At 35.0% G+C, this 26,826-nt stretch carries 22 protein-coding genes and 1 pseudogene; all 23 read left to right on the forward strand.

The features are described from left to right. Positions 1-3 precede the first annotated feature (3 nt). On the forward strand, positions 4-306 hold the full coding sequence (locus ACFFU9_RS06980) for a helix-turn-helix domain-containing protein (protein ID WP_379860679.1): 303 nt from the start codon (positions 4-6) through the stop codon (positions 304-306). Further along, entirely contained in the window at positions 303-599 is a 297-nt protein-coding gene (locus ACFFU9_RS06985; RefSeq protein WP_379860680.1) for a helix-turn-helix domain-containing protein, read from the forward strand. The genes ACFFU9_RS06980 and ACFFU9_RS06985 overlap by 4 nt, the downstream gene beginning before the upstream one ends. Continuing rightward, entirely contained in the window at positions 586-1,494 is a 909-nt protein-coding gene (locus ACFFU9_RS06990) for a BT4734/BF3469 family protein (RefSeq protein WP_379860681.1), read from the forward strand. The genes ACFFU9_RS06985 and ACFFU9_RS06990 overlap by 14 nt, the downstream gene beginning before the upstream one ends. Beyond that, a complete protein-coding gene (locus ACFFU9_RS06995; RefSeq protein ID WP_113966041.1) occupies positions 1,491-3,230 on the forward strand; it encodes a DUF3987 domain-containing protein in 1,740 nt (579 codons plus the stop codon). The genes ACFFU9_RS06990 and ACFFU9_RS06995 overlap by 4 nt, the downstream gene beginning before the upstream one ends. Positions 3,231-3,393: 163 nt before the next feature. Continuing rightward, positions 3,394-3,687: a helix-turn-helix domain-containing protein gene (locus ACFFU9_RS07000; RefSeq protein ID WP_113966042.1), complete on the forward strand. Its 294-nt coding sequence runs from the start codon at positions 3,394-3,396 to the stop codon at positions 3,685-3,687. Between the two features lie 20 nt (positions 3,688-3,707). Next, complete coding sequence (locus ACFFU9_RS07005; protein WP_113966043.1) at positions 3,708-5,771, forward strand: Piwi domain-containing protein; 2,064 nt, start codon at positions 3,708-3,710, stop codon at positions 5,769-5,771. 62 nt (positions 5,772-5,833) lie between these two features. Continuing rightward, complete coding sequence (locus ACFFU9_RS07010; protein ID WP_379860682.1) at positions 5,834-6,229, forward strand: hypothetical protein; 396 nt, start codon at positions 5,834-5,836, stop codon at positions 6,227-6,229. A gap of 118 nt (positions 6,230-6,347) precedes the next feature. Beyond that, entirely contained in the window at positions 6,348-10,763 is a 4,416-nt protein-coding gene (locus ACFFU9_RS07015; RefSeq protein ID WP_113966045.1) for a CusA/CzcA family heavy metal efflux RND transporter, read from the forward strand. A gap of 16 nt (positions 10,764-10,779) precedes the next feature. Further along, entirely contained in the window at positions 10,780-11,988 is a 1,209-nt protein-coding gene (locus ACFFU9_RS07020; RefSeq protein WP_113966183.1) for an efflux RND transporter periplasmic adaptor subunit, read from the forward strand. 107 nt (positions 11,989-12,095) lie between these two features. Next, positions 12,096-12,425, forward strand: a complete 330-nt coding sequence (locus ACFFU9_RS07025) for a P-II family nitrogen regulator (RefSeq protein ID WP_113966046.1) — start codon at positions 12,096-12,098, stop codon at positions 12,423-12,425. Between the two features lie 20 nt (positions 12,426-12,445). Then, positions 12,446-12,859 (forward strand): Fur family transcriptional regulator, encoded by a 414-nt coding sequence (locus ACFFU9_RS07030; RefSeq protein WP_113966047.1) that lies wholly within the window; start codon positions 12,446-12,448, stop codon positions 12,857-12,859. 56 nt (positions 12,860-12,915) lie between these two features. Then, entirely contained in the window at positions 12,916-13,278 is a 363-nt protein-coding gene (locus ACFFU9_RS07035) for a DUF3703 domain-containing protein (RefSeq protein WP_379860683.1), read from the forward strand. Further along, entirely contained in the window at positions 13,275-15,221 is a 1,947-nt protein-coding gene (locus ACFFU9_RS07040) for a heavy metal translocating P-type ATPase (RefSeq protein ID WP_379860684.1), read from the forward strand. Before ACFFU9_RS07035 ends, ACFFU9_RS07040 begins: the two co-directional genes overlap by 4 nt. A gap of 783 nt (positions 15,222-16,004) precedes the next feature. Continuing rightward, on the forward strand, positions 16,005-16,301 hold the full coding sequence (locus tag ACFFU9_RS07045; protein WP_379860685.1) for a helix-turn-helix domain-containing protein: 297 nt from the start codon (positions 16,005-16,007) through the stop codon (positions 16,299-16,301). 246 nt (positions 16,302-16,547) lie between these two features. Further along, positions 16,548-17,021, forward strand: coding sequence for a DUF6943 family protein (locus ACFFU9_RS07050; protein ID WP_379860686.1), 474 nt, complete (start codon positions 16,548-16,550; stop codon positions 17,019-17,021). Positions 17,022-17,109: 88 nt separating this feature from the next. Beyond that, a pseudogene (locus ACFFU9_RS07055) lies at positions 17,110-17,750 on the forward strand (DUF6266 family protein). 664 nt (positions 17,751-18,414) lie between these two features. Further along, positions 18,415-18,657 carry a helix-turn-helix transcriptional regulator gene (locus ACFFU9_RS07060; RefSeq protein WP_379860687.1) on the forward strand — a complete coding sequence of 81 codons (243 nt, stop codon included), beginning with the start codon at positions 18,415-18,417 and terminating at the stop codon, positions 18,655-18,657. Further along, the gene (locus ACFFU9_RS07065) at positions 18,629-18,946 is read left to right on the forward strand and encodes a HipA N-terminal domain-containing protein (protein WP_379860688.1); all 318 of its coding nucleotides are present in this window, start codon (positions 18,629-18,631) and stop codon (positions 18,944-18,946) included. Before ACFFU9_RS07060 ends, ACFFU9_RS07065 begins: the two co-directional genes overlap by 29 nt. Beyond that, the gene (locus tag ACFFU9_RS07070; protein WP_379860689.1) at positions 18,943-19,911 is read left to right on the forward strand and encodes a HipA domain-containing protein; all 969 of its coding nucleotides are present in this window, start codon (positions 18,943-18,945) and stop codon (positions 19,909-19,911) included. The genes ACFFU9_RS07065 and ACFFU9_RS07070 overlap by 4 nt, the downstream gene beginning before the upstream one ends. A 67-nt stretch (positions 19,912-19,978) precedes the next feature. Further along, positions 19,979-21,526 carry a type I restriction-modification system subunit M gene (locus tag ACFFU9_RS07075; RefSeq protein ID WP_379860690.1) on the forward strand — a complete coding sequence of 516 codons (1,548 nt, stop codon included), beginning with the start codon at positions 19,979-19,981 and terminating at the stop codon, positions 21,524-21,526. Beyond that, on the forward strand, positions 21,523-22,776 hold the full coding sequence (locus tag ACFFU9_RS07080) for a restriction endonuclease subunit S (RefSeq protein ID WP_379860691.1): 1,254 nt from the start codon (positions 21,523-21,525) through the stop codon (positions 22,774-22,776). Before ACFFU9_RS07075 ends, ACFFU9_RS07080 begins: the two co-directional genes overlap by 4 nt. A 9-nt stretch (positions 22,777-22,785) precedes the next feature. Then, on the forward strand, positions 22,786-23,583 hold the full coding sequence (locus ACFFU9_RS07085) for a hypothetical protein (protein ID WP_379860692.1): 798 nt from the start codon (positions 22,786-22,788) through the stop codon (positions 23,581-23,583). Continuing rightward, positions 23,584-26,691: a type I restriction endonuclease subunit R gene (locus tag ACFFU9_RS07090; protein ID WP_379860693.1), complete on the forward strand. Its 3,108-nt coding sequence runs from the start codon at positions 23,584-23,586 to the stop codon at positions 26,689-26,691. Positions 26,692-26,826 lie beyond the last annotated feature (135 nt).

Genomic DNA, 26,826 nt, shown 5'->3' on the forward strand with positions numbered 1-26,826 from the left:
AAGATGGACGTTAAAATTATAGAACGTTTAGAAAGCATCGAAAAGTTGTTATTAGAACAACAAACGTTGCAAAAGCAAGTATTGAATTTCAATGAAACTTGCAAGTATTTAGAACTATCACAATCGCACTTGTATAAACTTACAAGTACGGGAGCCATTCCACACTATAAACCGAATGGCAAAAAAATCTATTTCCAACGTCAGGAGTTAGACCAATGGTTACTGCGTAACCGTATGGATTCCCGAGATGAAATCGAACAGCAAGCTGCCGATTACCTAATCAAAAAAGGAAAGGTAAAGTTATGACTGAAATAATCGATTTACTCTTGGCACTCTCACAAGAGATTAAGGATATAAAAGCACGTATCGAATTAATAAGAGCTACGAGAGCAGAACGCTTAAAAGATATGTGGATTGATAATCAGGACGTAATGCAAACGCTACATATTAGCCAACGCACATTGCAAACATTCCGTTCAAATGGCACGATTCCATATAGCAAGATACAAGGTAAATTTTATTACAAAGTATCTGATATAGAGGAACTATTACAAAGCAATTATTATAACCCAAATTTTAAATGCGATGGAAATAAGTAAAGAAAGCATTTTAAAGAAAACGCATTACGGGTTAAATATTTATGCTTATGTATTAAGGCAGTATTATCCTAAAACAACAGTCCTTTCCTTAAAAGGAAGGGACTGTGGGGTAACCCGCAATCCTTTTAACGGAGGTAAATCAACATTACAAATTAATGTTTTAGACAATAAAGCGGTGCATTACGATACAGAATTAACCGATTTTAAAGGTGATGTATTCGATTTTGCATCCTATCATTTTAAAATCATTAATGAAGAAGAATTGTTGCTAAAAATTAACAAAGAACTACATCTAAATCTTGAAGTAAAGCAAGAAGATGAATTATCCTGGTTAGATGAACCCGATGATACTTGGTATGCTTACAGCAGTTTTTACAAAGCACCAATTAGAAATGTGTTTCCAACTGAAAAAGTACGATTACATCAAATATTGGAGCGTATTACAAGCGATAAGTATAAAAGTATCACAGAGCAATTTAGAGCGATTAAAGACCCAAAAGAAGCACGAAAATTTAAAGCAAATCATTTTGATTATATAACATTTTCAGGTGTGTTTTCTAAACGAAATGATGATAGCTTAATTGAACACTCATCATTATTGACAATCGATTTTGACCATTTAGAAAATCTTGAAGAACTAAAACAACAATTATTAAACGATGAATATTTCGAAACCGAATTGTTGTTTACATCACCTTCAGGAGAAGGCTTAAAATGGATAATTAGAATCGATTTATCCCAAGTGTCACACAATGAATATTTTATTGCGGTGGCCAATTACATAAAGCAAACATATAACATTGAGGTAGACCAATCAGGTAAAGACATTTCCAGAGCGTGTTTTTTATCCCACGATCCATTGGCATACCTACATAAAAGACATCAGAAATTATGACAAAAATATTTAACCCAAAAGATTGGTTAGCTGTTCCAGAGCAAAAAGAAGTACCTAAAAAACCAATCAACAACAACCCAACAACAGTTGTTGCAAATGATATTGAATCATATGTCAGCGCATTAGAACAATCAGGTATAGACATTACAGATACGTATGAAAAATGGCGTGATATTGGATTTGCAGTTTCAGAAGAATACGGAGAAGCTGGACGTGATTACTACCATAGAATAAGTAGAAATTATTCAGGTTACGACCATAAAGAATGCGACGAACAGTATAATAAATGCTTACAAGCAAAAGGACACGGTATAAGCATTGGTACTTTATACCACCATTTACATCAAGTTGGTATTAAACCACAACAGCAACAACAAGTTGTTGAAGTGTTGCAACAGTCAGAAGAAGTAAAACAACCATTGCCAACAATACCAACAACAGTTTACAACAATATTCCAACATTTTTGCAACAAGTAATACAACCTTCAAGCAGTAATGAAGAACGTGATATTTTATTGTTGGGAGCATTAACAGCATTTAGTGCCTGTTTTCCAAAACTATTTGGTGTGTATGACCAAAGTAAAGTATTTAGCAATTTGTATTTATTTGTTACTGCACCAGCTTCAGCAGGAAAAGGAAGATTAAACCAAATTAAAAATTTGGTAAATCCTGTTCACAAACAACAACGTGAACAATCCAAAATCCTAAAACAACAACATCAAGTTGAAATGGCAACTTATAATATGAATAAGGGTAAAAGTGAAACAATGGAGAAACCAAATAAACCACCTGAAAGAATGTTGTTTATCCCTGCTAATAATAGTGTAACAGGTGTTTATCAATTAATATCGGATAATGAAGGTAGAGGGTTAATTTTTGAAACCGAAGGAGATACTTTAGCACAAGCCTTTAAAAGTGATTACGGTAATTATTCAGATGGTTTTCGTAAAGCATTCCACCACGAAACCATTAGTTATTATCGAAGAACAGATAGAGAATATGTTGATATTGAAAGACCTTGCTTATCAACAGTCCTATCAGGTACACCAAAGCAAATTCAAGCGTTGGTTCCAAGTGCTGAAAATGGGTTGTTTAGTCGTTTTATGTTTTATTATATGAATATCAAACCGACTTGGAAAAACGTTTTTCAAACAGGCATAGCAAATGGTTTAGATGAATACTACGACCAATTAGGAAAGGAATTTTTTGAGCTATATAAAACTTTAAAAAACAACCGACCTATTGAAGTAAGGCTAACAACAGAGCAACAACAAAAATTCAATGTATTTTTTGAAAAACTACAAACCAAATATCTAAATCTTCAACCCGATGACTATATAGCAACTGTTAGACGTTTGGGGTTAATAGCATTTAGAATTATAATGTTGTTTTCTGTATTTCGCATTATGGAAGATGGTGATGTAAACCAAGTAAGATATTGTGAGGATATAGATTTTGAAAATACATTGGAAATGATAAGCGTATTAGTAAAGCACAGTAGTAAGGTGTTTAACGATTTACCTATCGAACAAAAAGAAGTAAAAAGAGCCAATCGTAAAGAACGTTTTTTAGAAGCACTACCTTATCAATTTTCAAGACAAGATTACCTAAATATAGCCGACAAAAACAAGATTCCTCATAAAACAGCAGAAGGCTATATTACTAAATTTGTTGATGCTGGTCTAATACATAGGGAAGCACATAACAATTATACAAATCCCACAAAAGCACAATAAGGATTTTGAGGATTTTAAGGAAACGAGGATTTATAAAAATACTTTATATCCTCAAATCCTTAACTTCCTCATTTCCTGTTTATAATTGTTAATATCTTTTTGTTAGTTCTTATTTTCTTTTTCTTACATTAGACAAATATTGACAAGTCAAAATATCCCCAAAATGACGTTTGGAGAATACATCAGAGAAATACGAGAAGAAAAGCAATTATTATTAAGAGAAGTTGCTTCTCAAATGAATATTGATACGGCACTTTTAAGTAAAATTGAACGTGGTACTCGTATGGCTCGTAAAGAACAAGCTGAAGCATTAGCCAAAGTATTAAAACAAAATAAAAATGAATTGCTTCAATTCTGGATGGCAGATAAAATTGTCTTTATGTTAAAAGATGAAAAGAACAGTACGGAAATCCTCAAAATTGTAGAACAAAAAATTAATAGATTGAGCAAGAAGTAGAATTAATAAACCCAAGTATTATGAGTCAGGAACTTTATTTCAATATCATAACGTTTGATTTACCAGACAAACCAATAACTTTTTATTTAAGTAAAGAGAAAATTGGTAATGCTCAAAAGCTCTATAAAACAAAGTTTCCAACCAATATTGAAGAATTGTTTCCTGGTATAAAAGAAGAAAACCCTGATTTCATATACACATCGTTTATTTACGAAAAAGAAGGCTATCATCCCTTATCACTCAATCTAAAGGAACAACCAACCGACTTAATTAAACACTATTATAATTGGCGTATCAAAAAATTCTTTAATAGCATTAAAAAACTTGTTGGTCAAAACTTTGTGAATGATAATCAAATTTGGATTGGTAATAGATCATATCAAAATAAAAGTTTCGCGCAGTATTATAAGTTTACGGTCAAAGTACAAATTAAAGAAGTTAGTGAATATGGTGAGTTAGTTATTTCTTATGATGGTATGGCTAAAGTGTTTAAAAAACCTATTTCTGAAATTATAAAACATACCTCAACAACAAATCTTAATAAAGTTGTATATAAAATGAGGTTATTAAAATATCATAAGGAAAAGGAATTTATTGATGATAACACAAAGGCTTTTGCCATTTTGAATAACGATTTACGTAATGCGTTTAAAATTAAACCAGAACCCAAAGATGATTCCAATAAATATATTGGGTACAAAAACAAAATTGATAAGTTTATTCAACATTTCATTTTAAGTGATGAATTTAAGAAAGTTATCCCTGTAAATAATGATGATTACCTGCCAGTAGAAATAAATCGCATTGGTGAAGTAACTGATGAAAGTAATGATTTATTGTTCCAAAATGGTGTTGGTAGAAATCCCAAAATAGATTTTAAGAACTTAAAACCTTTAAATCCTTGTCAGTTAGATAATGTGCATTTCTTCTTTATACATCATACAAGTTATGCTAAAGAAGTAGAAGCATTGCAAAAATTATTGGAAGATGGTACAAGTTGGTATAAAGGTTTAAACATTTATGCAGGTGTTTTAGCACATTTCGATAATGATGTCAATATAGTATTTGATGATTTAGAAAATCCATTACCTCAAATTTCACAAGGTATAAAAGACTTTAAATCAGACCCTAACATTAATTACGTTGCTATTTATTTAAGCCCTTTTAACAAGCACGAACCTAATCTTGAAAAAAAGTTAGTGTATTACAAGGTTAAAGAACAGCTATTATATAAAAGAATAATATCTCAAGTAATAGAGTTTGATAGATTTAGAAGAAACCAACATAAATTTATTTACGATTTAACCAATATATCATTAGCCTTATTAGCAAAATTAGATGGTACACCTTGGCAACTTAATGTAAAACCAAAAAATGAATTGGTAATTGGTGTTGGTGCTTTTAAAAATACCGAAGAAAACATTCGTTATGTAGCAAGTGCATTCAGTTTTAAAAACAATGGAAGGTTCAATGAATTTCATTATTTCAGTAAATCAGATGTTAAACAATTAGGCAATGCTTTAAGTGATGCTATTTGGCAATATGTTCCAACGAATAAGTCACCCGAAAAAATAGTGATTCACTTTTATAAGGATATGAAGGATGAAGAAATACAACCTGTTTTAGAAATGATGGATAAACTTCAATTGCCTTGTCCTCTTTTTGTTCTTAATATTAATAAAACTAAATCACAAGATATTATTGCTTTTGACCAAAATTGGAATGGTGAGTTAATTCCAATGAGTGGCACATATATAAATATTGGCCCTAAAGGAGAATATAAATATTTACTCTTTAATAATTTGAGGTATAACAATACTGTAAAATACCCAAGTCATTCAAGTTATTCATTTCCAATAAAACTTAAAATATCAAGTCCTACACCAGAGGCTTTAAATGATAGTAAAATGATTAGAAAGCTAATAGAGCAAGTGTATCAATTTAGTAGGCTATATTGGAAATCCTTACGTCAACAAAACGTACCAATAACAATTAAATATCCTGAAATGGTTGCAGAAATAGCACCTCGTTTTGAAAGCAAGGAAATACCACCTTTTGGTCAAGAAACCTTATGGTTTTTATAATCCGAAGCCTTTTTTCTTTGCACAACCATTGCATTCAATAATTTGTATCTTTGTGAAACTTTATGAAAATATTCTTTTCCATATCAATGTCAATTTTATTCTTTTTTCAGGGAATTAGCCTTGATATGGATTTTTGTGGGCCAATAAAAGATATCTCAAATATCATTACCCATTATCAAAACCATAAAGTTTTTGGCGACTCTTTCCTTGATTATGTAGTTGAAGATTACATTGACAATGATGCAAAAAATGAAGGGCATCATAATAACCCAGATAAGGAAAATACACCAGTTCATTCTCATAATCAATGTTGTCATCCTTTAGTACTATTTATTGCGAACAACAATTCGGCCCTAATCAATCGACCAAAGTTTGAAGATAAAGAGCCGTTCAATTTATATACAGTTAACTTCTCTTCCAGGTATCTGGAATCCCTCTTCCAACCCCCTCAAGTATAATTCAGTTTTTTTTAAGGATAGCTATATCCTAACGTGATGCTTCTCAAAGTAAGCATTGCTTTATAAATGCGTTGCACCCATTCGCACCGTAAATTTTCAACTGAATTAATACATATTTATGATTAATAAAATCATTTCATTTTCCATTAATAATAAATTTATTATTGGGCTATTTATAGTGGTGCTTATTGGCACAGGCATATACTCAATGGCCACTATAAATTTGGGTTCCGTGCCTGATATTACCAACAATCAAGTTCAAGTTATAACAACTGCCCCTAATTTGGGAACGGAGGATATTGAGCAATTTGTAACCTTTCCCGTAGAATTGGCAATGGCAAATCTTCCAGACGTTATCGAACTGCGTTCGATCTCTCGTTTTGGACTGTCCGTGGTAACCATTGTTTTTAAAGACGAAGCAGGAACCTATCTGCCACGACAATTGGTCCAAGAAAAATTAACCGCAGTTGCGGAAGAAATCCCTGAAGGTTTTGGCACGCCTTTTATGGCGCCCATTACCACGGGCTTGGGCGAAATATTGCAATATACCTTAAAGGTTAAAGAAGGGTATGAAGAAAAATATGACGCAATGGAACTGCGCACCATTCAAGACTGGATCGTGAAACGCCAGATGGCGTTAGTCCCGGGAGTTGTTGAAGTAAATGCTTTTGGAGGCTATGTAAAACAATATGAAGTCGCTCTTAATCCTGCTAAACTAAAAAGTTTTGGCATCACAATGCACCAGGTCTTTGAAGCCCTTAAAGTGAACAATGCCAATACGGGTGGAGCTTATATTGAAAAAAACCACCAAGCCAATTTTATCCGTGGGGAAGGGCTGGCACGAAGTATCGCCGATTTGGAAAACACCGTTGTGACCACTCAAAATGGAAGCCCTGTTTTGGTAAGGGACGTTGCCGAAAAAGTGGGTTACGGTAACCAAGTGCGTTATGGTGCATTTACCCAGGATGGTCACGAATCTGTGGGTGGCCAAATATTAATGTTGAAAGGACAGAACCCAAGTAACGTTATAGAAAATGTTGAAAAGCGTATAGCCGAAATCCAAAAATCCTTGCCTGAAGGCGTGTATATCGATACATTTTTAAGCCAAAGCGAACTGATTGAGAGAACCACAAGTACCGTTAAAACAAATCTAATTGAAGGGGCACTCATCGTAATATTCGTTTTGGTACTCCTTTTAGGTAGCTTCCGTGGCGGTTTGATAGCAGCTTCGATAATCCCCTTGTGTTTATTGTTCGCATTTATTTTGATGAAGCAATTTGGTATTTGGGCAAATTTAATGTCCTTGGGTGCAATTGATTTTGGAATTATTGTTGACGGCGCGGTAATTATAGTGGAGGGAACGGTTTTTCACATTCATCAACGGATGAAGAAATCCAATGCAATTATGGGACAATCCGAGATGGATGAAATAGCCTATGATTCTTCTAGTAAAATGATGAATTCTGCCTTTTTCGGTCAGTTAATCGTTCTCATTGTTTTTACACCTATTTTGTTCTTGACAGGTGTGGAAGGAAAAATGTTCCGCCCAATGGCCTTTACCTTTGGATTTGCAGTTTTAGGCGCTATCATCCTTTGTCTTACCTATGTGCCAATGATGTCGTCATTATTTTTAAAACCTGCCAAAAACCAAAATAGTTGGTTTGCCAGATTTGAAAATCGGATGGATAGGATAAGCGATAAAATTATGGGCCTTTTGAATCGCGTGTATCTGCCCATACTGAATTTTTCACTTCGTTTTAAAGCAGGGGTCGTAATAGGTGCGGTTGCCTTGCTATTGATTGCAGGATTTGTATTCAAAAATATGGGAGCTGAATTTATCCCGAAATTTGATGAGGGCGATATTGCGTTTCAAGCATTAATAAAACCGGGGAGCAGTCTTACAGAGACCATCGAGGCTTCAAAGAAACTCGAAAATCTAATAAATGAATTTCCTGAAGTTAAAACTGTAGTTTCAAGAATCGGGGTAGCCGAAATCCCAACCGACCCGATGCCAATGGACATTGCGGATAGTTACATTATTCTTGAAAAAGATAAAAGCAAATGGACTTCCGCCGACAGCAAAGAAGAACTCATTGAAAAAATACAAGAAAAGATTTCGGTTGTTCCCGGTGTCAATTTTGTATTTACCCAGCCCGTGGAACTTCGTTTTAATGAGTTGCTAACTGGAGTTCGTGAGGACGTGGCAATCAAATTGTACGGAGAAGATTTGGATGTGTTGGCAGATAAGGTACAGGAAATCGCAGCGGTAATACGTGAAGTACCGGGTGCAGCAGACCTTAACGTAGAGGCTACAAGCGGTTTGCCACAAATGACAGTGGTGTATAACCGCGCAAAAATGGCACAATACGGTGTAACCGTGGATAAATTGAATGATTATGTAAGTGCCGCCTTTGCAGGCGAAAAGGCAGGTGTGATTTTTGAAGGCGAAAAGCGTTTTGATGTGGTTATCAGGTTGGCAGAGGACTTTAGGCAAGACATCAATAGCTTAAAAAACCTTTACATAGACCTGCCGAACGGTGCTCAAGTGCCTCTAAAGGAAGTTGCGGATATCAGTTATAAAGCTGGGCCAATGCAAATTTCAAGAGACAACACTATGCGTCGTATATCTGTGGGTGTAAATGTTCGTGGACGCGATGTAAAATCGATGGTCGAGGAAATTCAGCAAAAACTGGAAACGGAAGTGGAACTGCCACCAGGTTATTACGTCACTTATGGAGGATCATTTGAAAACCTGCAACGTGCATCAGACCGATTGATGATAGTAGTGCCCATCGTTCTACTAACAATATTTATCCTGCTTTATTTCGCTTTAAATTCATTTTCACAGGCTTTGATGATTTATATGGCAGTGCCTTTGGCGGCAATAGGCGGGGTTTTCATTTTGTTGATCCGTGGAATGCCTTTCAGTATTTCGGCAGGGGTCGGGTTTATCGTACTCTTTGGAGTAGCGGTTTTAAACGGTCTGATACTCATAAACAAATTCAATGAACTAAAAGAAAGTGGAATGACAGATTTAAAAAAACGTATATACGAAGCTACGCACGAACGTTTACGTCCCATTTTATTGACTGCCATTACCACAATTATGGGCTTTATCCCAATGGCGGTTTCCACCTCTGGTGGTGCAGAAGTACAGCGACCATTGGCAACAGTAGTCATTGGAGGAATGCTTACGGCAACATTTTTGACCTTGGTGGTTATTCCTATTCTTTACTATTGGCTGGAATCGAGAAAGGAACGAAACAATACAAAGGGGGATATAAGCTATGTCAACAGGTCAACAAACATTATAACGGTATTATTGATGGTTGGAGGTTTGATGGCTTCTGGAACTTCATTTGCCCAAGACAATAGTCAAGATGGTACAATTCCAAAGACCTTGACCATTGATGAGGCCATTGCTATGGCAAAACAGAATTATCCTACGCTCAAGGAAAGTCAGGCATTTATTGAACGGGAAAAGGCGATGAAAGGCACCAGTTTTGACCTTGGCAGCACCGAAGTTTTTACAGGCAAGGAAGAATATGGCAATAATCTTCCTGGAGTTCAAACAACCGTTGGTGTGCAACAGGGAAATATTGATTTGCTTTCCGGGTTTTCAAAATCGAAATTTTACAAAGAACGTATTGCCTTGGGAGAAAAGTTTTTTGTGGCAAGTGAACAACAGTTGGTGCGTAATGTGATGCAGGCGTATGACCAAATTAATTATTACAAGGCACAGTTGCGTTTTGCTGACCAATTGGACAGTACTTATGCCAATTTTAAGAACGCTGCCCAACTTAGGTATGACACAGGAGAAACAGGCAAGTTGGAGTTTATTGCAGCCTCTTCCGAATTTCAGCAGATACAAGTATTAAAACAACAAGCTTTCGATGATATTGAAATCGCCAAACGTGCCTTAAAGCAATATTTGGGAACCGATGAAAACATCGAGACGGTTGATGGCGTTTACGAGCCATTGGATTTTATGGCTACATTAGATTCAACTTCAGTGGCAAATAATCCAATGTTGCAATATGCCTTGCAAAATGCCGAAGTAAGCAAGGCAAACGTGGGTGTCGAAAAATCCCAATTTCTACCTAAATTTAGTTTATCGTATGGCAGACAAGTTGTAGATGAAGTGTCAGGCTTCAATACTTTTCAGGCAGGCATTAGCATTCCACTATGGTTTTTTCCGCAAAAGGCAAGAGTCAAGTCAGCTAAGGCAGACGCAATGATGGCAGAATATCAATATTTGGAACAAAAAGAAGTTACGGAAAGCCGTGTTTCGCAATTGCTCCAGTCCCTCGAAAAAACTAAGAAGACCTTGCAATATTATAAAGAAGGCGCACTGCTATTGGCAGAGGAACAGATAGCCACGGCACAGTTGGCATCCAAGGAAGGCGAAATTGATTACGTTAATTACATTACAATTCTAAACAGTGCCATCCGTATCAAACAAAACCATTTACAATACCTCAATCAGTATAACCAACAGTCTATTGAGGTACAATATCAATTGGGTAATCTATAATCATAAAAAGAGAAAAATGAAGAATATACTATTAGTAAGTACCGTATTATTTACACTTATGTTTATGAGTTGTAACGATGCCCCAAAATCTGAACTCGGGCATAACGAAGCGGAGGTTGGGGAAGATGCGCACGGCGAAGGCCACGACGAGGAAGAAGGAGTTGTGGAACTTACAAAGCAACAGGCCGAAAACATCGGTTTAAAAACGAAAACTCTGGAGGAACGAACTTTAGGAAACAACATTAAGGTAACAGGAACGCTGGAACTTTTTCCACAGGATAAGGCGAACATCAGTCCGTTTGTTGGTGGAAATGTGAGTTCCATTAAGGTAGTACCTGGAGATAATGTAAGTAAAGGACAGGTATTGGCATATATTGAGCATCCCGATATCATTGCAATGCAACAGGAATTTCAGGAAAAAAATGACGAACTGGTCTTTTTGAAACAGGATTTTGAACGCAAGCAGACCCTTTATGATAAAGGCGTTTCTTCTGGCAAGGAATTTCAGATGGCGCAGTCAAAATTTCGTTCCACCACATCCAGTGTCAATGGGTTGCGTTCCCAATTGAAACTGTTGGGCATTAATCCCGACAAAGTGGCGGAAGGTCAAATATATTCCGCTGTTCCCATTACCACGCCAATAAGTGGATACGTGGCAGAAGTAAATATAAGTTTGGGCGATTATGTGGGCGCACAATCCAAAATGTTCTCAATAAGCGATAACTCAAAAATTTACGTCAATTTTAAAGTATATGAAAAGGACATATACCAAATAGAGAAAGGGCAACAAATATATTTTTCCACGGCCTCCCACCCGGACAATTTGCTTAAAGCCACCGTTCGGTCTGTTGGTAAAACCTTTAACACCGACCCAAAGGCTTTGGAAGTCTTGGCGGATATTGAAAACAAGGATAAAAACCTATTGCCGGGAATGTATGTGGAAGGGCGCATAGTGCAGGGCGAGAAAAAAGGTTTCGCTATTCCTGAAGCTGCTATCATAAAAGAAGGCGAGCAATCCTTCATTTTCATTTTGGATGAAGACGAAGAAATGGAAGCGGGCAAAATGAAATTCAAAATGATACCCGTAACGGTTGGTATTACTGATTTAGGCTTTGTTGAAGTCAATCTTCCTGCCGAAGTTTCAAAGGATGCCAAAGTGGTCATAAACGGAGCTTATAACCTGTCTTCGGAAATGGTTAAAGGCGAACTGGAACACGCACATTAATTCAATCACCATCAAAGATTTTGATTCCGGGTTTGTTTATCGTCTTAATAAGTTAGTTAAAAATTAAAAAACAGGCTCGGTTCAAAATCGATTAAAAATTTAAAAAAATGAAGGAAATAAAAGCATTTATAAAACCGAACCGGATCCAAAGGGTAATTGAAGCTCTTGCTGATAGTGGTTTTAAAAGTATGACCCTGTCACAAGCAGAAGGCACGGGAGCGTTCAAGGCAAAAGGCGCAAGACCGTCGCTGGATTTTCACGTGACAGATAGTCCAGTGGTCAAGCTGGAACTGGTTTGTCAAAATGAGGAAGCCCAAGCCGCAATTGAAACAATTCTAAGAAATGGTAAAACGGAAGAACCAGGAGACGGGATTATTTATATCGCAAATATAGAAGATGCCTTTCACATTAAAACGGGAGAATCCATAGGGAAATAGATGGTTAAAATCACAAGTTAATGACTGAAATAGAAAAATTTTTAGAAGACAAAAGGGTTCGCCCTACGGCAATGCGTTTGCTTATATATAAGTTTCTTGCAGAAAAAGAAATAGCAGTAACATTAAGTGACATTGAAAATGCTTTTGAAAAAGCAGATAGAACTACCTTATACAGAACTATTAAAACATTTGAAGATAAAGGAATAGTCCATCAAATAGACGATGGCACAGGGATAACAAAATATGCGTTATGCGAAGAGGGATGTAATTGTGATATTAAAAACGATTTGCATTTACATTTTCATTGTAATAATTGCAATGAAACCATTTGCTTAACAGAACATAAAATACCTCAAATAAAAGTGCCAGATGGTTTTGTGTCAGAGAATGTAAATTTGGTGGTAAAAGGTATTTGCGATAAGTGTAGTGTCTAATTATTGCACTTCCATTGCACTTACTATTAAAGTACATTTATCCAAAATTAGAGGATATGAAGTTTAATACTAAAATACCTAAACATCTAAAACAGGCGTATAACCAAGAATTAAAACAATACAGTTTCTGTTTAGAAAATAAGCAGTTTGGTAATGCTTGGTATCATTTAGAACGTAATCATATAATAGGACAATCTTATCCTATAGAACATACCTATTCACATTGGCTTATGCTAAAGTTTGGATTTATACAAAAAGATACGAAAGAAGTAATAGGTCAAATAATTAGGTTGCTTGTGGGTGGCTGGAAATCATTTATAAATCACGTTCCACTTGGTAATACTGGTGGAGCAAACGTGCCACCATTAAAACGAATGCCTATTCCCAATGACATTGAAAAATTATTAGATATTAAATGAAAAAAAAGAAAGTCAATTTAAGAGATTTAAAACCAAATTCAGAAGTGCAACACACGCATAATGATGGTCATAATCACGGTAATGGAAGTGCATTCAAAACCTACGTGCCTGCAATAATAAGTTTTACAATGCTTATCATTGGTATAGGTTTAGATTATTTTGATGTTTCATTCTTTAAGGATTGGATTCGTATTGCTTGGTATGGTATTGCATATCTTCCTGTAGGGTTTCCTGTTGTAAAAGAGGGTTGGATTAGTATTAAAAAAGGTGATGTTTTTACAGAGTTCTTTTTAATGTCTATAGCAACCATTGGTGCATTTGTTATTGGTGAATATCCCGAAGGTGTTGCAGTAATGCTATTTTATGCAGTAGGCGAATTATTTCAAAGTGCTGCTGTAAATCGTGCAAAAGGAAATATAAAAGCATTATTAGATGTTAGACCTAAAGAAGCCAATGTATTTCGTGAGGGAGATTATAAAAGTGTTTCGCCTGAAGTTGTCAATATTGGAGAGAAAATTCAAATTCGTGTAGGTGAAAAAATTCCATTGGATGGCATTTTATTATCCGAAAAAGCATCTTTAAATACAGCTGCGTTAACAGGAGAAAGCAAACCAGATTCCATTCAAAAAGAAGCAAAGGTTTACGCGGGTAGTATTAATTTGGAAAGCGTTATTGAAGTTGAGGTAACCAATAAGTTTGAAGACAGTTCTATTGCGAGAATATTAGACTTGGTTCAAAATGCAACAGCACGTAAATCTAAAACAGAATTATTCATCAGACAGTTTGCTCGTATCTACACACCAATTGTAGTGTTTTTAGCTATTGGTGTTACTTTTATACCTTACTTTTTTGTAGATGATTATGTGTTTAGAGATTGGTTATACAGAGCATTAATTTTCTTGGTAATATCTTGTCCTTGTGCGTTAGTGATTTCAATTCCATTAGGATATTTCGGTGGATTGGGAGCAGCTTCAAAAAATGGAATCTTATTTAAAGGTGCTTCATTTTTAGATGCAATGACCAAGATAAATACTTTGGTAATGGACAAAACAGGAACCGTTACCAAAGGTGTTTTTAAAATCAAAGAAGTAAAAGCAATCGGTTGGAATGAAACCGAATTTATGCAATACTTAATGGCGATGGAAGAACAATCCACGCATCCAATTGCTAAAGCCATTTTAGAGTACAAAGCTGAAGGAGAAGATTTTAAAGCACAAGACGTTTCTGAAATTGCAGGTAAAGGTTTAAAAGGCGTTGTTAATGGTAAAACAGTTTTAGTAGGAAATAAAGCCTTAATGACTGCGAATAATATAAATGTTCCAACGGAAACGGAATCTATTGTAGAATCGATAGTATTAGTTGCAATCGATAATCAATTTGCAGGTTATGTAGTCATAGCAGATGAATTAAAGGAAGATGCAAAAGAAACTATTACAGCATTACACAAAGTAGGCATTAAAAATATTATGATGCTTTCCGGTGATAAAGATTCCATCACGCAACAAGTCGCTAAAGAGTTGAATATCGAAAATGCTAAAGGTGGTTTACTTCCAGAAGATAAATTAAACGAAGTTGAAATTTTAAAGAAAAATCCTGAAAACAAAATAGCCTTTATAGGTGATGGTATTAACGATGCACCTGTTTTAGCAGCAAGTAACGTTGGTATTGCAATGGGTGGTTTAGGTAGTGATGTAGCTATTGAAACAGCAGACGTTATCATTCAAACCGACCAGCCTTCAAAAGTAGTTAGAGCCATTAAAATAAGTCGTTCCACACGAAAAATTGTTTGGCAGAATATCATTTTAGCTTTTGGTGTTAAAGTCATTGTCTTAATTTTAGGAGCAGGTGGTTTAGCTACAATGTGGGAAGCAGTTTTTGCAGATGTAGGAGTAGCATTATTAGCAATTTTAAATGCAGTTAGATTACAACGAATGAGTTGGTAATTGTCCCCACAACCCAAAACCCAGTTTTTTCGTACCTCAAAATCCTCTGTCTTTTGTTTTGTTCCGCTATCCACCGCACTTGTAGTTTTTGGTTGCCAACCCTCACACAGCACATTGCTTATTTTATTTGCTATTATATTTTAAAAGTAGTACAATAAAAAAGCAAAGAGCTGTTGCCATCCCTCACACCAAAAACTACCCCAAGCTATGTTTACATAATACAAGTTATAGGAGCAAAAATCCTTTCAAAGGTAGCCTACGGCGTTTTATTATATTTTTGTCGCTATAACTGGTATTATGTAAAATATCCGCTATTCCAACGCTCACATCCGAACATATAACCATATTTTGAACAAGCATTAAACAATAGCAAATTTAAAAGATTGATTAAGTTTAGTATTATATTGGTTATCTCATTCAAACTGCACAAAACCATCGTTAAGTCCAAGTATTCCTTACCTCAAGTCTTTGTTTGTTTCATTTCGTTAACAAATATAAAAGTCCACTTTTCCCCACCACCCAAGTCAGCGGTTATAAAAAAATAGGTTAAGAAAATGCAGTAATACGACATAGCATATTGCTTTTTATCGTACCTCAAAAAAACAAAAAGCTATTGCCTAAAAGTCCTGTATAAGTAGCTTGTTTAAATGCTGTTTTATCAAACAACTATTTAAAACGCTACCCATACAAACGCTTCATCCCACGCTCAAATTGGAAATAACCTATTTTTTTAAGAGTTTATGCCCCAAAAAGTGTTGTTCAATTAATTAAATACATTTCAATATGATTACAAAAACAATCCAAATTACAGAAGTCACAGTTGATGAATTAGCGGATAAGGTAGCAGATAAATTATTGTTTAAAATTGAAGACTATCTTAAAGAACTATCAAAACCAAAAAATGATGAATTACTAACAAGACAAGAAGTCGCCGAATATTTAAGAATCAGTTTGGTAACAATACATTCTTGGAATAAACACGGTATTTTAAATCCAATTCGTATGGGAAACAGAATCCTATACAAAAAACAAGATATTTTAGATGTTTTAGAAGAACAGTCAATAAATAAAAAAAGGTAGCAAATATATGTGGCTACCACAGCCAACGCGCAAGTCTATAAAGGTCAAGCCCTACGGGTTTTGAATAAAACTTTTTTCAAAAGCATTTTTCACAATCATTAAACAATTAATCTCAAAAAACTTTTATCCAAAAACCTTGACAGTCTTATCCACGCCACAAGAGCATTAGGCTTTCTTTTTTTATTGTTTTTCTTTTAAAAAATTAATGGTGCGAAGCGTAGCGAAGCAATTTTAAATTGGATAGCTATGTCAACTTTTGAACTAAAAACACACCAAATCGGAAGAACTTACTCAAACCCTCATTTTTTTATCCTAAACAAAGGGCAAAACAGCGGAAAGCCTTTAATAAATCCTTGTCCTAATTGTTTTGTGGTATCTACATCAACCGAAGAAGAAAAACAAACCCTTTACCATTTATCAATGATGTTGCAAATAGGCGGTTTTTATGCTTATTATTTAAAAGGCAGTGTTATTCCGTTTATCTCAATAGATGATTGCAGAAACACCTTAAAAAATAGTTACACATCGTTGTTAAATGATGAATTTGAGTTACAAAAGCATATTAATATAGTGTCAGCAATTTGTAAAAAAGAAGCTGAACTTAAAAAAGTAATTTCAAAAATGGCAGATTTAAAGGTGTCATACATACAAAATCTATTTTCTAAAAAGCAAAATCGGGCAACAAAGGGCAACAAAAACCAAACCAATCTATTAGCATAGTATTTGCCATATATTACTTGTGTTGGTTAAAGACCGTACCAAGTCCGAACCAACTTCGAACAAGTATTAATTTTAAATTTTATATACAATGGGTGTTATTTCACAAGGAATCCTGGGCGGTGTATCGGGTAAAGTAGGAAACGTAGTTGGTGCTTCTTGGAAAGGTATTGACTATTTGAGAATTAAACCTTCAAGTGTGGCAAATCCACGAACAGAAGGGCAAGTTAATCAAAGAAACAAGTTTACAGTTACTTTGGAGTATCTTCAACCGAATTTAGGTTTTATCAAGAAAGGGTACAAATCTTATGCGGTGCAAAAACAGAGTTTAATGCAGCAATGTCTTATGTATTGAATAATGCGATTACAGGAGCTGCACCAAACTTTACTGTAGATTATTCTTTAGCTTTATTAAGTAGAGGTAATCTATCTGGAGCATTGAACCCTGCAACAGATTTAGCAACTGCGGGACAAGTAGAATTTACTTGGGATGATAACTCTGCTGAAGGTAATGCAAATGCAACTGATAAAGCAATGATTTTGGTTTACAATCCAAGTAAAAAGGAATCAATGTATATTCTTGATGGTGCTGATAGAACTGTAGGATCTCAAATCATTACAATTCCAAGTACCTATGCAGGTGATACAGTCGAGCTTTTTATGGCATTTATTACTGCTGAAGGTAATACAGTGTCAAACAGCGTTTATTTAGGCTCTGGAACAGCTAATTAACGGTTGATGTTTTTATGTATGAAACCACTCTTTATGAGTGGTTTTTTTATGCTATATTCGTAATTGAATTTATTAATAATTACCCTCAATTTACCCTTTTTAGGTGTTTTTTGTATCCTATTTGTTGCCCAAATGTTCTAACCCCAATAAATACAAGGAAAATTACATATTGCATCGGCAAATAAAACCTGTTTTCTTTCGTTTCGTTTGATGTTTTTTTATTGCCTAACAGTAAATTACAACTGTTGTTGCTTTCTTATTATATACTTTGTTAGTGTATTTGGTACCTCATATGTACCTCGCTTTTTTTAATGAGGTACAAACGCACCCATTATAAAAACAACCCTAAAAGAGCGCAAATTAAATAGCGGCAACATCAGTCTTTTCATAAAATACGATAAAGGTTCTGAAATTTGCAAGGATGGTAATCGGAGGTGTTTTAACCCCTATAATACAAAAGTATGCTTACAGTTTTATGCATTTGTATGTTATACACTTATCACTTTATATATAAAAAAGGCAAAGTTATATGTGGCGTCTGGAGTCTAGGTTTATTTTAAAAATTATACCTTTAAAGGTATAAAAATCACACAAGAATATAATATACACCCTTAAAGGTATAATGTAAATATGTTTTATTATATTGTACCCATAAAGGTATAGTATGAATAACTGGGATAGAACGAACAGTATCGCCCAATTTGTAAGGGATAGACGTAAAAAAGCAAAACTAACACAAGTAGAGTTATCTGATTTTACAGGTGTAGGGCTGCGATTTGTACGCGAACTTGAACAAGGAAAACCAAACTTAATGTCTGATAAAGTAAATCAAGTACTTTTATTTTTCGGACACACATTAACTCCAACACCTATAAGCGATGAGGCAAGGCGAAATATGGGTAAATAATACATTGGCAGGTATCCTAACTGAAGATGAGAATGCTTATAATTTTGAGTATGAAAAAACATACTTAGAAGACGAAAACGTTATACAAATTAGCGTAACACTACCATTACAAAAAGAAACTTTTAAATCTCTACATCTATTCCCTTTTTTTGATGGTTTAATCCCTGAAGGGTGGTTACTAGACATTGCACATAAAAATTGGAAACTAAATCCAAGAGATCGTATGGGATTATTATTAACAACATGCAGAGATTGTATTGGTAATATTAGCATTATAGAGAAAATATGACCTATTGCTTAGCCTGCCATAAAGAACTAAATAAAGGTGATACATATTATCACCAAAATTGCCTTGTAGATTTTTGGCAAGAAGATCCACCGGTGCTAGAACTAGATTATAAATTATCTCAAATCGAAGATTTAGCAAAAGTAAACGTTGCGCAACGTATTATTGTTACAGGGGTACAACCAAAGTTATCATTAGGTTTTACAGAAGAGAACGCTCAAAAAAGATTGACTATTGTAGGCGCATTAAACGGAAGGTATATTTTAAAACCACCATTCCCATTATATCCACAAATGCCAGAAATTGAGGCCTTGTCTATGCTATTAACACAAGCTTGTGGTATCGCAACAGTGCCGTTTTTATTAATTCCATTAAAAGACGGCTTATTAGCCTATTTAACCAAACGTATAGATCGTAATGCGAATGGCGAAAAACATCCAATGGAAGACGCTTGCCAATTTACAGAACGCCTAACAGAACATAAATATCGGGGTTCTTATGAGCAAATAGCAAAAGGAATTCTTCAATATACTCAAAATCCTTTATTGGAAACCGTAAAGTTTTATCAGCAAGTGATTGTATCTTTCCTAATTGGAAATAACGATATGCATTTAAAAAATTTTTCAATAATAGCAAACGATAATAAACATTATGAATTGTCGCCAGCTTACGATATGGTAGCAGTAAAATTGTTAATTCCAGACGATCCAGAAGAATTAGCCTTAAACCTTAATGGAAAAAAGCGAAAATTGAAACGTGAAGATTTTAATGAAGCCATGTTAAAAGCGCACATACCAGAAAAAGCCATAGAAAACCTTTGGAAACGAATTGAAAAAGGAATGAAAAACTGGAATGATTTGATTGACAATAGTTTTTTGAGTGAAGAGAATAAAAGTACTTTTAAAAGTTTAATAAACGATAGATTATCTCAATTAGATATGAATATTAAAACATTTTCTAAGGAGTGAAAAACAAGAAACACAAAGCTTTTAAAGGGCTTAAAATTAAATATATAGATAACAAATTAAAAAATAAATGACAAGCAACAACCAAAGAGCCGAATTACAGAATCAAATTTGGAAAATAGCCAACGATGTTCGTGGTTCTGTAGATGGATGGGATTTTAAACACTTTGTACTAGGCACCCTGTTTTACCGTTTTATTAGTGAAAATTTTAGCATTTACATGGAAGCTGGTGATGAAAGTATTAACTATGCCAATTTACCAGACCACGTTATCACACCAGAAATAAAAGTAGATGCTATAAAAACGAAAGGGTATTTTATCTATCCTAGTCAGTTGTTTGTAAACATTGCTAAAGGTGCTAACGATAATGAAAATTTAAATACAGATTTAGCCGCCATATTTTCAGCTATTGAAAGTTCAGCCAATGGTTACCCATCCGAAGATGATATAAAAGGCTTATTTGCCGATTTTGATACCACCAGTAACCGACTAGGAAACACCGTGGAAAATAAAAATAGCCGTTTAGCAGCCGTTCTTAAAGGGGTAGAAGGCTTAAATTTGGGTAAGTTTGAAGACAACCAAATCGATTTATTTGGCGATGCTTACGAGTTTTTAATCTCCAATTATGCAGCCAATGCAGGGAAGTCTGGTGGCGAGTTTTTCACGCCGCAAAGCGTCTCTAAGCTTATCGCACAATTGGCCATGCACAAGCAAGACAAAGTAAATAAAATTTACGATCCAGCAGTGGGCTCGGGGTCGTTGCTTTTACAAGCCAAAAAACACTTTGATAATCATATTATTGAAGAGGGTTTTTACGGACAAGAAATAAACCATACCACCTATAACTTAGCGCGTATGAATATGTTTTTGCATAACGTAAACTACGATAAGTTTCATATCGTATTAGGCAACACCCTAGAAAACCCACAATTAGGCGACGATAAACCGTTTGATGCCATTGTATCTAATCCGCCCTATTCTATAAAATGGAAAGGTAGCGACGACCCTACCCTTATTAACGACGACCGTTTTGCTCCTGCAGGCGTATTAGCACCAAAATCGAAAGCAGATTTTGCCTTTGTACTGCATGCCTTAAGCTACCTATCTAGTAAAGGAAGAGCGGCATTGGTGTGTTTTCCTGGTATTTTTTACCGTGGTGGTGCCGAACAAAAAATAAGAAAGTATTTAGTAAATAACAACTTTGTAGAAACCGTTATTTCCTTAGCACCCAATCTGTTTTTTGGTACCTCTATAGCCGTAAACATCTTAGTGCTTTCTAAAAGCAAAACCCATACTAAAACCCAGTTTATAGATGTTAGTGGTGAAGATTTTTTTAAAAAGGAAACCAACAACAACATACTTCAAGAACAGCATATCGAACAAATTATACACATGTTCGATTCTAAAAAAGAAGTAGCACACATTGCCACGACTATTGATAATACTAAAATAGCCGAAAACGATTACAACCTATCGGTAAGCAGCTATGTAGAAGCGAAAGACACCAGAGAAAAAATAGATATTACAGCCCTTAATAAAGAAGTCGCTATTACCGTAAAAAAAATAGACCAATTACGTGCCGATATTGATACCATTGTAAAGGAGATTGAAGCATGAGTTATTTAGAGGAATTATTGGAAGGTGTTGAAGTGGAATGGAAAGATTTTGGTGAGGTTGCTAAAATTCAAAGAGGTGCTTCGCCACGCCCTATTTCGAAGTTTGTCACTGATAATGAGAATGGAGTTTCTTGGATAAAAATAGGAGATACTGTACCAAACTCAAAATATGTTAAACAAACAAAACAAAAAATAACACTTGAAGGAGCTAAAAAATCAAGGGTACTGAAAAAAGGTGACTTGATTATGTCTAATTCGATGAGCTATGGTCGACCTTATATTCTTGATATTGAAGGAGCGATTCATGATGGTTGGGCTTCTATTAGTGATTTTGAAGATAAACTTAATACGGATTACCTATATCATTACCTTGCATCTGAAGTTGTTCAACACTACTGGTTAGGTAAGATAAATAGTAGTTCCGTCAGTAACTTAAATGCAGACATTATAAAGTCACTTCAAATCCCAATCCCATGCCCAGATAATCCAGAAAAATCACTCAAAATCCAAAAAGAAATAGTCCGTATTTTAGATACCTTTACCGAACTTACTACCGAACTTACTACCGAACTTACTACCGAACTTACTGCTCGTAAAAAACAGTATAGCTATTACCGTGAACAATTACTCACTTTTGATGATAGTGAGGTGGAACATCTACCAATGGGTGATGAAAGTATAGGTGAGTTTATTAGAGGAAAAAGATTTGTAAAAACAGATATGATTTCTGAAGGAGTACCTTGTATACATTATGGTGAAATGTACACACATTATGATACTTGGGCAGATAAAACAAAATCATTCGTTGGGAAAGAACTCGTAGAAAGAAAGAAATTAAGACGTGCCGAAAAAGGTGACGTTGTAATAGTAGCAGCTGGTGAAACAATTGAAGATATAGGAAAAGGTACGGCTTGGTTAGGTGAAGAAGGTGTGGTAGTTCATGATGCTTGCTTTTATTACAAGAGTGACCTAAACCCAAAATATGTAGCATATTTTACGCGCACAAGACAATTCCATGACCAAATTAAGAAACATATTCGTACAGGTAAAATTTCTGCGATTAATGCTACTGGTTTAGATAAAGCAATAATTCCTATTCCTTCACCAGAAGAACAACAACGCATCGTAAACATTCTTGATAAATTTGATGTATTGACTCAGTCAATAAGCGAAGGCTTACCCAAAGAAATAGACCTACGCAAACAACAATACGAGTATTACCGTGAAAAGCTGTTAACGTTTCCAAAATAGAGAATTAAAATGGCCTATAATCCCAAAATACATCATCGTAAATCCATCCGTTTAAAAGGATATGATTATGCGCAGGCAGGATTGTATTTTGTAACAATTTGCACACAAAATCGCGAATGTTTGTTTGGTGAAATTATAGATGGTGAAATGATTTTGAATGATGCAGGAAAAAATATTTTGAATGAATGGTTAAAAATATCAAACCGTTTCATAAACACCCAATTACACGAATTTATTTTAATGCCCAATCATTTTCACGCCATATTAGAAATTACCGTAGGGGAGACCCTCGTGGTCGCCCCAAATAAAACGATCGCCCCAAATAAAACGGGGCAACCACAAGGGATTGTCCCGACGATTGCCCCAAATAAAACGATTGCCCCAAATAAAACGGGGCAACCACAAGGGATTGCCCCGACGATAGCCCCAAATAAAACGATCGCCCCAAATAAAACGGGGCAACCACAAGGGATTGCCCCGACGATTGCCCCAAATAAAACGATCGCCCCAAATAAAACGGGGCAACCACAAGGGATTGCCCCGACGATCGCCCCAAATAAAACGGGGCAACCACAAGGGATTGCCCCAACAGATACGTTAGGCCATATATTAGGGGCATTTAAATCCATAACCACAAACGAATATATACGAGGCGTAAAAACATTGGATTGGAAACCATTTGATGGTAAATTGTGGCAACGAAATTATTGGGAACACATTATTCGTAATGAAAAGGCATATCACAAAATTTCTGAATACATTATTAATAATCCCCAAAATTGGGGAAAAGATAAATTAAAAAGATAAATGAGTACCTACAAAACCATAGCAGAATCTAATAACTTTATTGTTTTAGATAACTATACCAAATTCAATATACTAAATGAGCCATCTGCAGGCCACCAAACAGAAGCAGGTTTAGAAAAAGAACTCATAGAAGATTTACAAAATCAAGGTTATGAGTATGTAAAAAGCTTAACCACACCAACAGCCATGTTGGCAAATGTGCGTGTGCAATTGCAGCACCTAAATGCTATGCAATTTACCGACAAAGAGTGGGAGCGTTTTGTAATAGAATATCTAGATAAACCAAGTGATAACTTAGTAGATAAAACAAGAAAATTACACGATAATTATATCCATGATTTTGTGTTTGATGATGGGCATATTCAAAATATTTATCTAGTCGATAAAAAGAATGTGGTACGTAATAAACTACAGGTCATTTCTCAGTTCGAGCAAACAGGCACACATGCCAATCGTTACGATGTTACCATTTTAGTAAATGGCTTGCCATTAGTACAAGTAGAAGTAAAAAAACGAGGGGTTGCTATTCGCGAGGCATTTAATCAAGTACACCGCTACACCAAAGAGAGCTTTAATACCGAAAACTCCTTATTTAAATATCTACAGCTTTTTGTAATTTCTAACGGTACAGATAGCCGTTATTTTGCGAACACGGTACAACGCGATAAAAATAGCTTCGATTTTACCATGAATTGGGCAAAGGCAGATAATGCTTCAATTAATGATTTAAAAGATTTTACAACCACGTTTTTTGATAAACGAACCCTCTTAAACGTATTGCTTACCTATTCGGTGTTTGATGTTAGTAATACGCTATTGGTTATGCGGCCGTATCAAATTGCAGCAACCGAACGTATTTTATGGAAAATACAAAGCTCCTTTAATGCTAAAAAATGGGCAACAGCAGAAAGTGGTGGGTTTATTTGGCATACCACAGGCTCGGGTAAAACCTTAACCAGTTTTAAGGCAGCTCGTTTAGCAACAAAACTTGACTTTATAGATAAAGTGTTTTTTGTGGTAGATAGAAAGGATTTGGATTTTCAAACCATGAAAGAATACCAACGCTTTTCGCCAGATAGTGTAAACGGTTCCGATAGTACAGCAGGGCTTAAAAGCAATATAGAGAAAGCCGATAACAAGATTATTGTAACCACCATTCAGAAATTGAATAATTTAATGAAAGGTGAAAAGGACTTAGCGATTTATAAAAAACAAGTCGTTTTTATTTTTGATGAAGCGCACCGTTCCCAATTTGGTGAAGCACAAAAAAACTTAAAAAAGAAGTTTAAAAAATACTATCAGTTTGGCTTTACAGGAACACCAATTTTTCCCGAAAATGCCTTAGGTGCAGAAACTACAGCAAGCGTATTTGGTACAGAATTACACTCTTACGTGATTACCGATGCCATTAGAGACGAAAAAGTACTAAAGTTTAAAGTAGATTATAATAATGTACGCCCTAAGTTTAAAGGGGTGGAAACAGAAAAAGACTTAAATAAATTATCGGCAGCAGAAAATAAAACAGCCTTACTACATCCTGTGCGTATTACAGAGATTTCGCAATACGTTTTAAAACATTTTAGACAAAAAACACACAGAACCAAAGGAAGTAATAGCGGTTTTAACGCCATGTTTGCCGTAAGTAGTGTAGATGCAGCCAAATGTTATTACGAAGAATTAAATAAACTACAAAAAGACAGTGAAAAACCATTAAAGATAGCCACCATTTTTTCTTTTGCAGCCAATGAAGCCCAAGGCGCCATTGGAGACATACAAGATGAAACCTTCGAGCCTACCGCCATGGATGTGAGTGCTAAAGAGTTTTTAACTGCGGCAATCCATGACTACAATGCCATGTTTAAAACCAGTTACGGTGTTGAAAGCGGGGAATTTCAAAACTATTATAGAGAACTTGCTCAGCGTGTAAAGACCAAAGAAGTCGATTTACTAATAGTAGTAGGGATGTTCTTAACAGGTTTTGATGCGCCTACCTTAAACACCTTGTTTGTAGATAAAAATTTACGTTATCATGGCTTAATGCAAGCCTTTTCCCGAACCAACCGTATTTATGATGCCACTAAAACGTTTGGAAATATTGTAACCTTTAGAGATTTAGAACAAGCCACGATTGATGCCATCACACTTTTTGGTGATCGTAATACAAGGGATGTCGTGTTAGAAAAAAGCTATAAAGAATATTTGGAAGGGTTTACAGACATTACATCTGGTAAAGCACGTAGGGGATATGTAGAAGTGATAGAAGAATTAAAAGAAAAATTTCCTAATCCTGATAACATTGTAACAGAAAAGGATAAAAAAGAATTTTCTAAACTCTTTGGCGAATATTTACGTGTAGAAAACATACTTCAAAATTACGACGAATTCACAAACCTGAAAGCGTTTCAGTCTGTGGATATAACCGACCCTGTAGCTGTAGAAGCGTTTAAAGAAACGCACTTTGTTTCAGATGAAGATATTTCTGTAATGAAAGAAATAGAATTACCTGCAGAAAGAACCATTCAAGATTATCGCTCTACGTATAATGATATTCGTGATTGGTTACGACGAGAAAAACAAGGAAACGAAGCAGAGGAATCTGGTATCGATTGGGATGATGTGGTCTTTGAGGTAGATTTATTAAAATCGCAAGAGATTAACTTAGATTATATTCTGGAATTAATTTTTGATAACAATAAGAAATCTAAAACTAAAGAAGAACTAGTAGAAGAAATAAGACGTGTTATTCGTGCCAGTATTGGCAACAGAGCAAAAGAAAGTTTAGTTGTAGATTTTATTAATGCAACAGATTTAGATAAAATAAAAGAAAAAGCGACTATTATAGACGCTTTCTTTGAATATGCACAAAAAAAACAAAAAACAGAAGCGACAGTTTTAATTGAAGATGAAAGTCTTAACGAGGAAGCGGCGAAACGCTATATATTAGCATCTTTAAAACGGGAATATGCTAGCGAAAACGGTACAGAATTAAATTCGATTCTACCTAAAATGAGCCCTTTAAATCCGCAGTACTTAACCAAAAAACAAAGTGTTTTTCAAAAAATTGCTGCGTTCGTAGAGAAATTTAAAGGTGTTGGCGGGCAATTGTAAATAAGTAGTATAATTCAATCATAATAATAATAATATTTTAAAACTTCTTTTACTATGCTTTTGTATCTATAAATAGTATTATTTGTACCCCACATACTTTCTTAACCCTTATAAACAAAGGAAAGTTACATGCTG

Origin of the sequence: Mariniflexile ostreae (genome assembly GCF_042427585.1) — a bacterium.
GTDB classification, from domain to species: Bacteria; Bacteroidota; Bacteroidia; order Flavobacteriales; family Flavobacteriaceae; genus Pseudalgibacter; species Pseudalgibacter ostreae.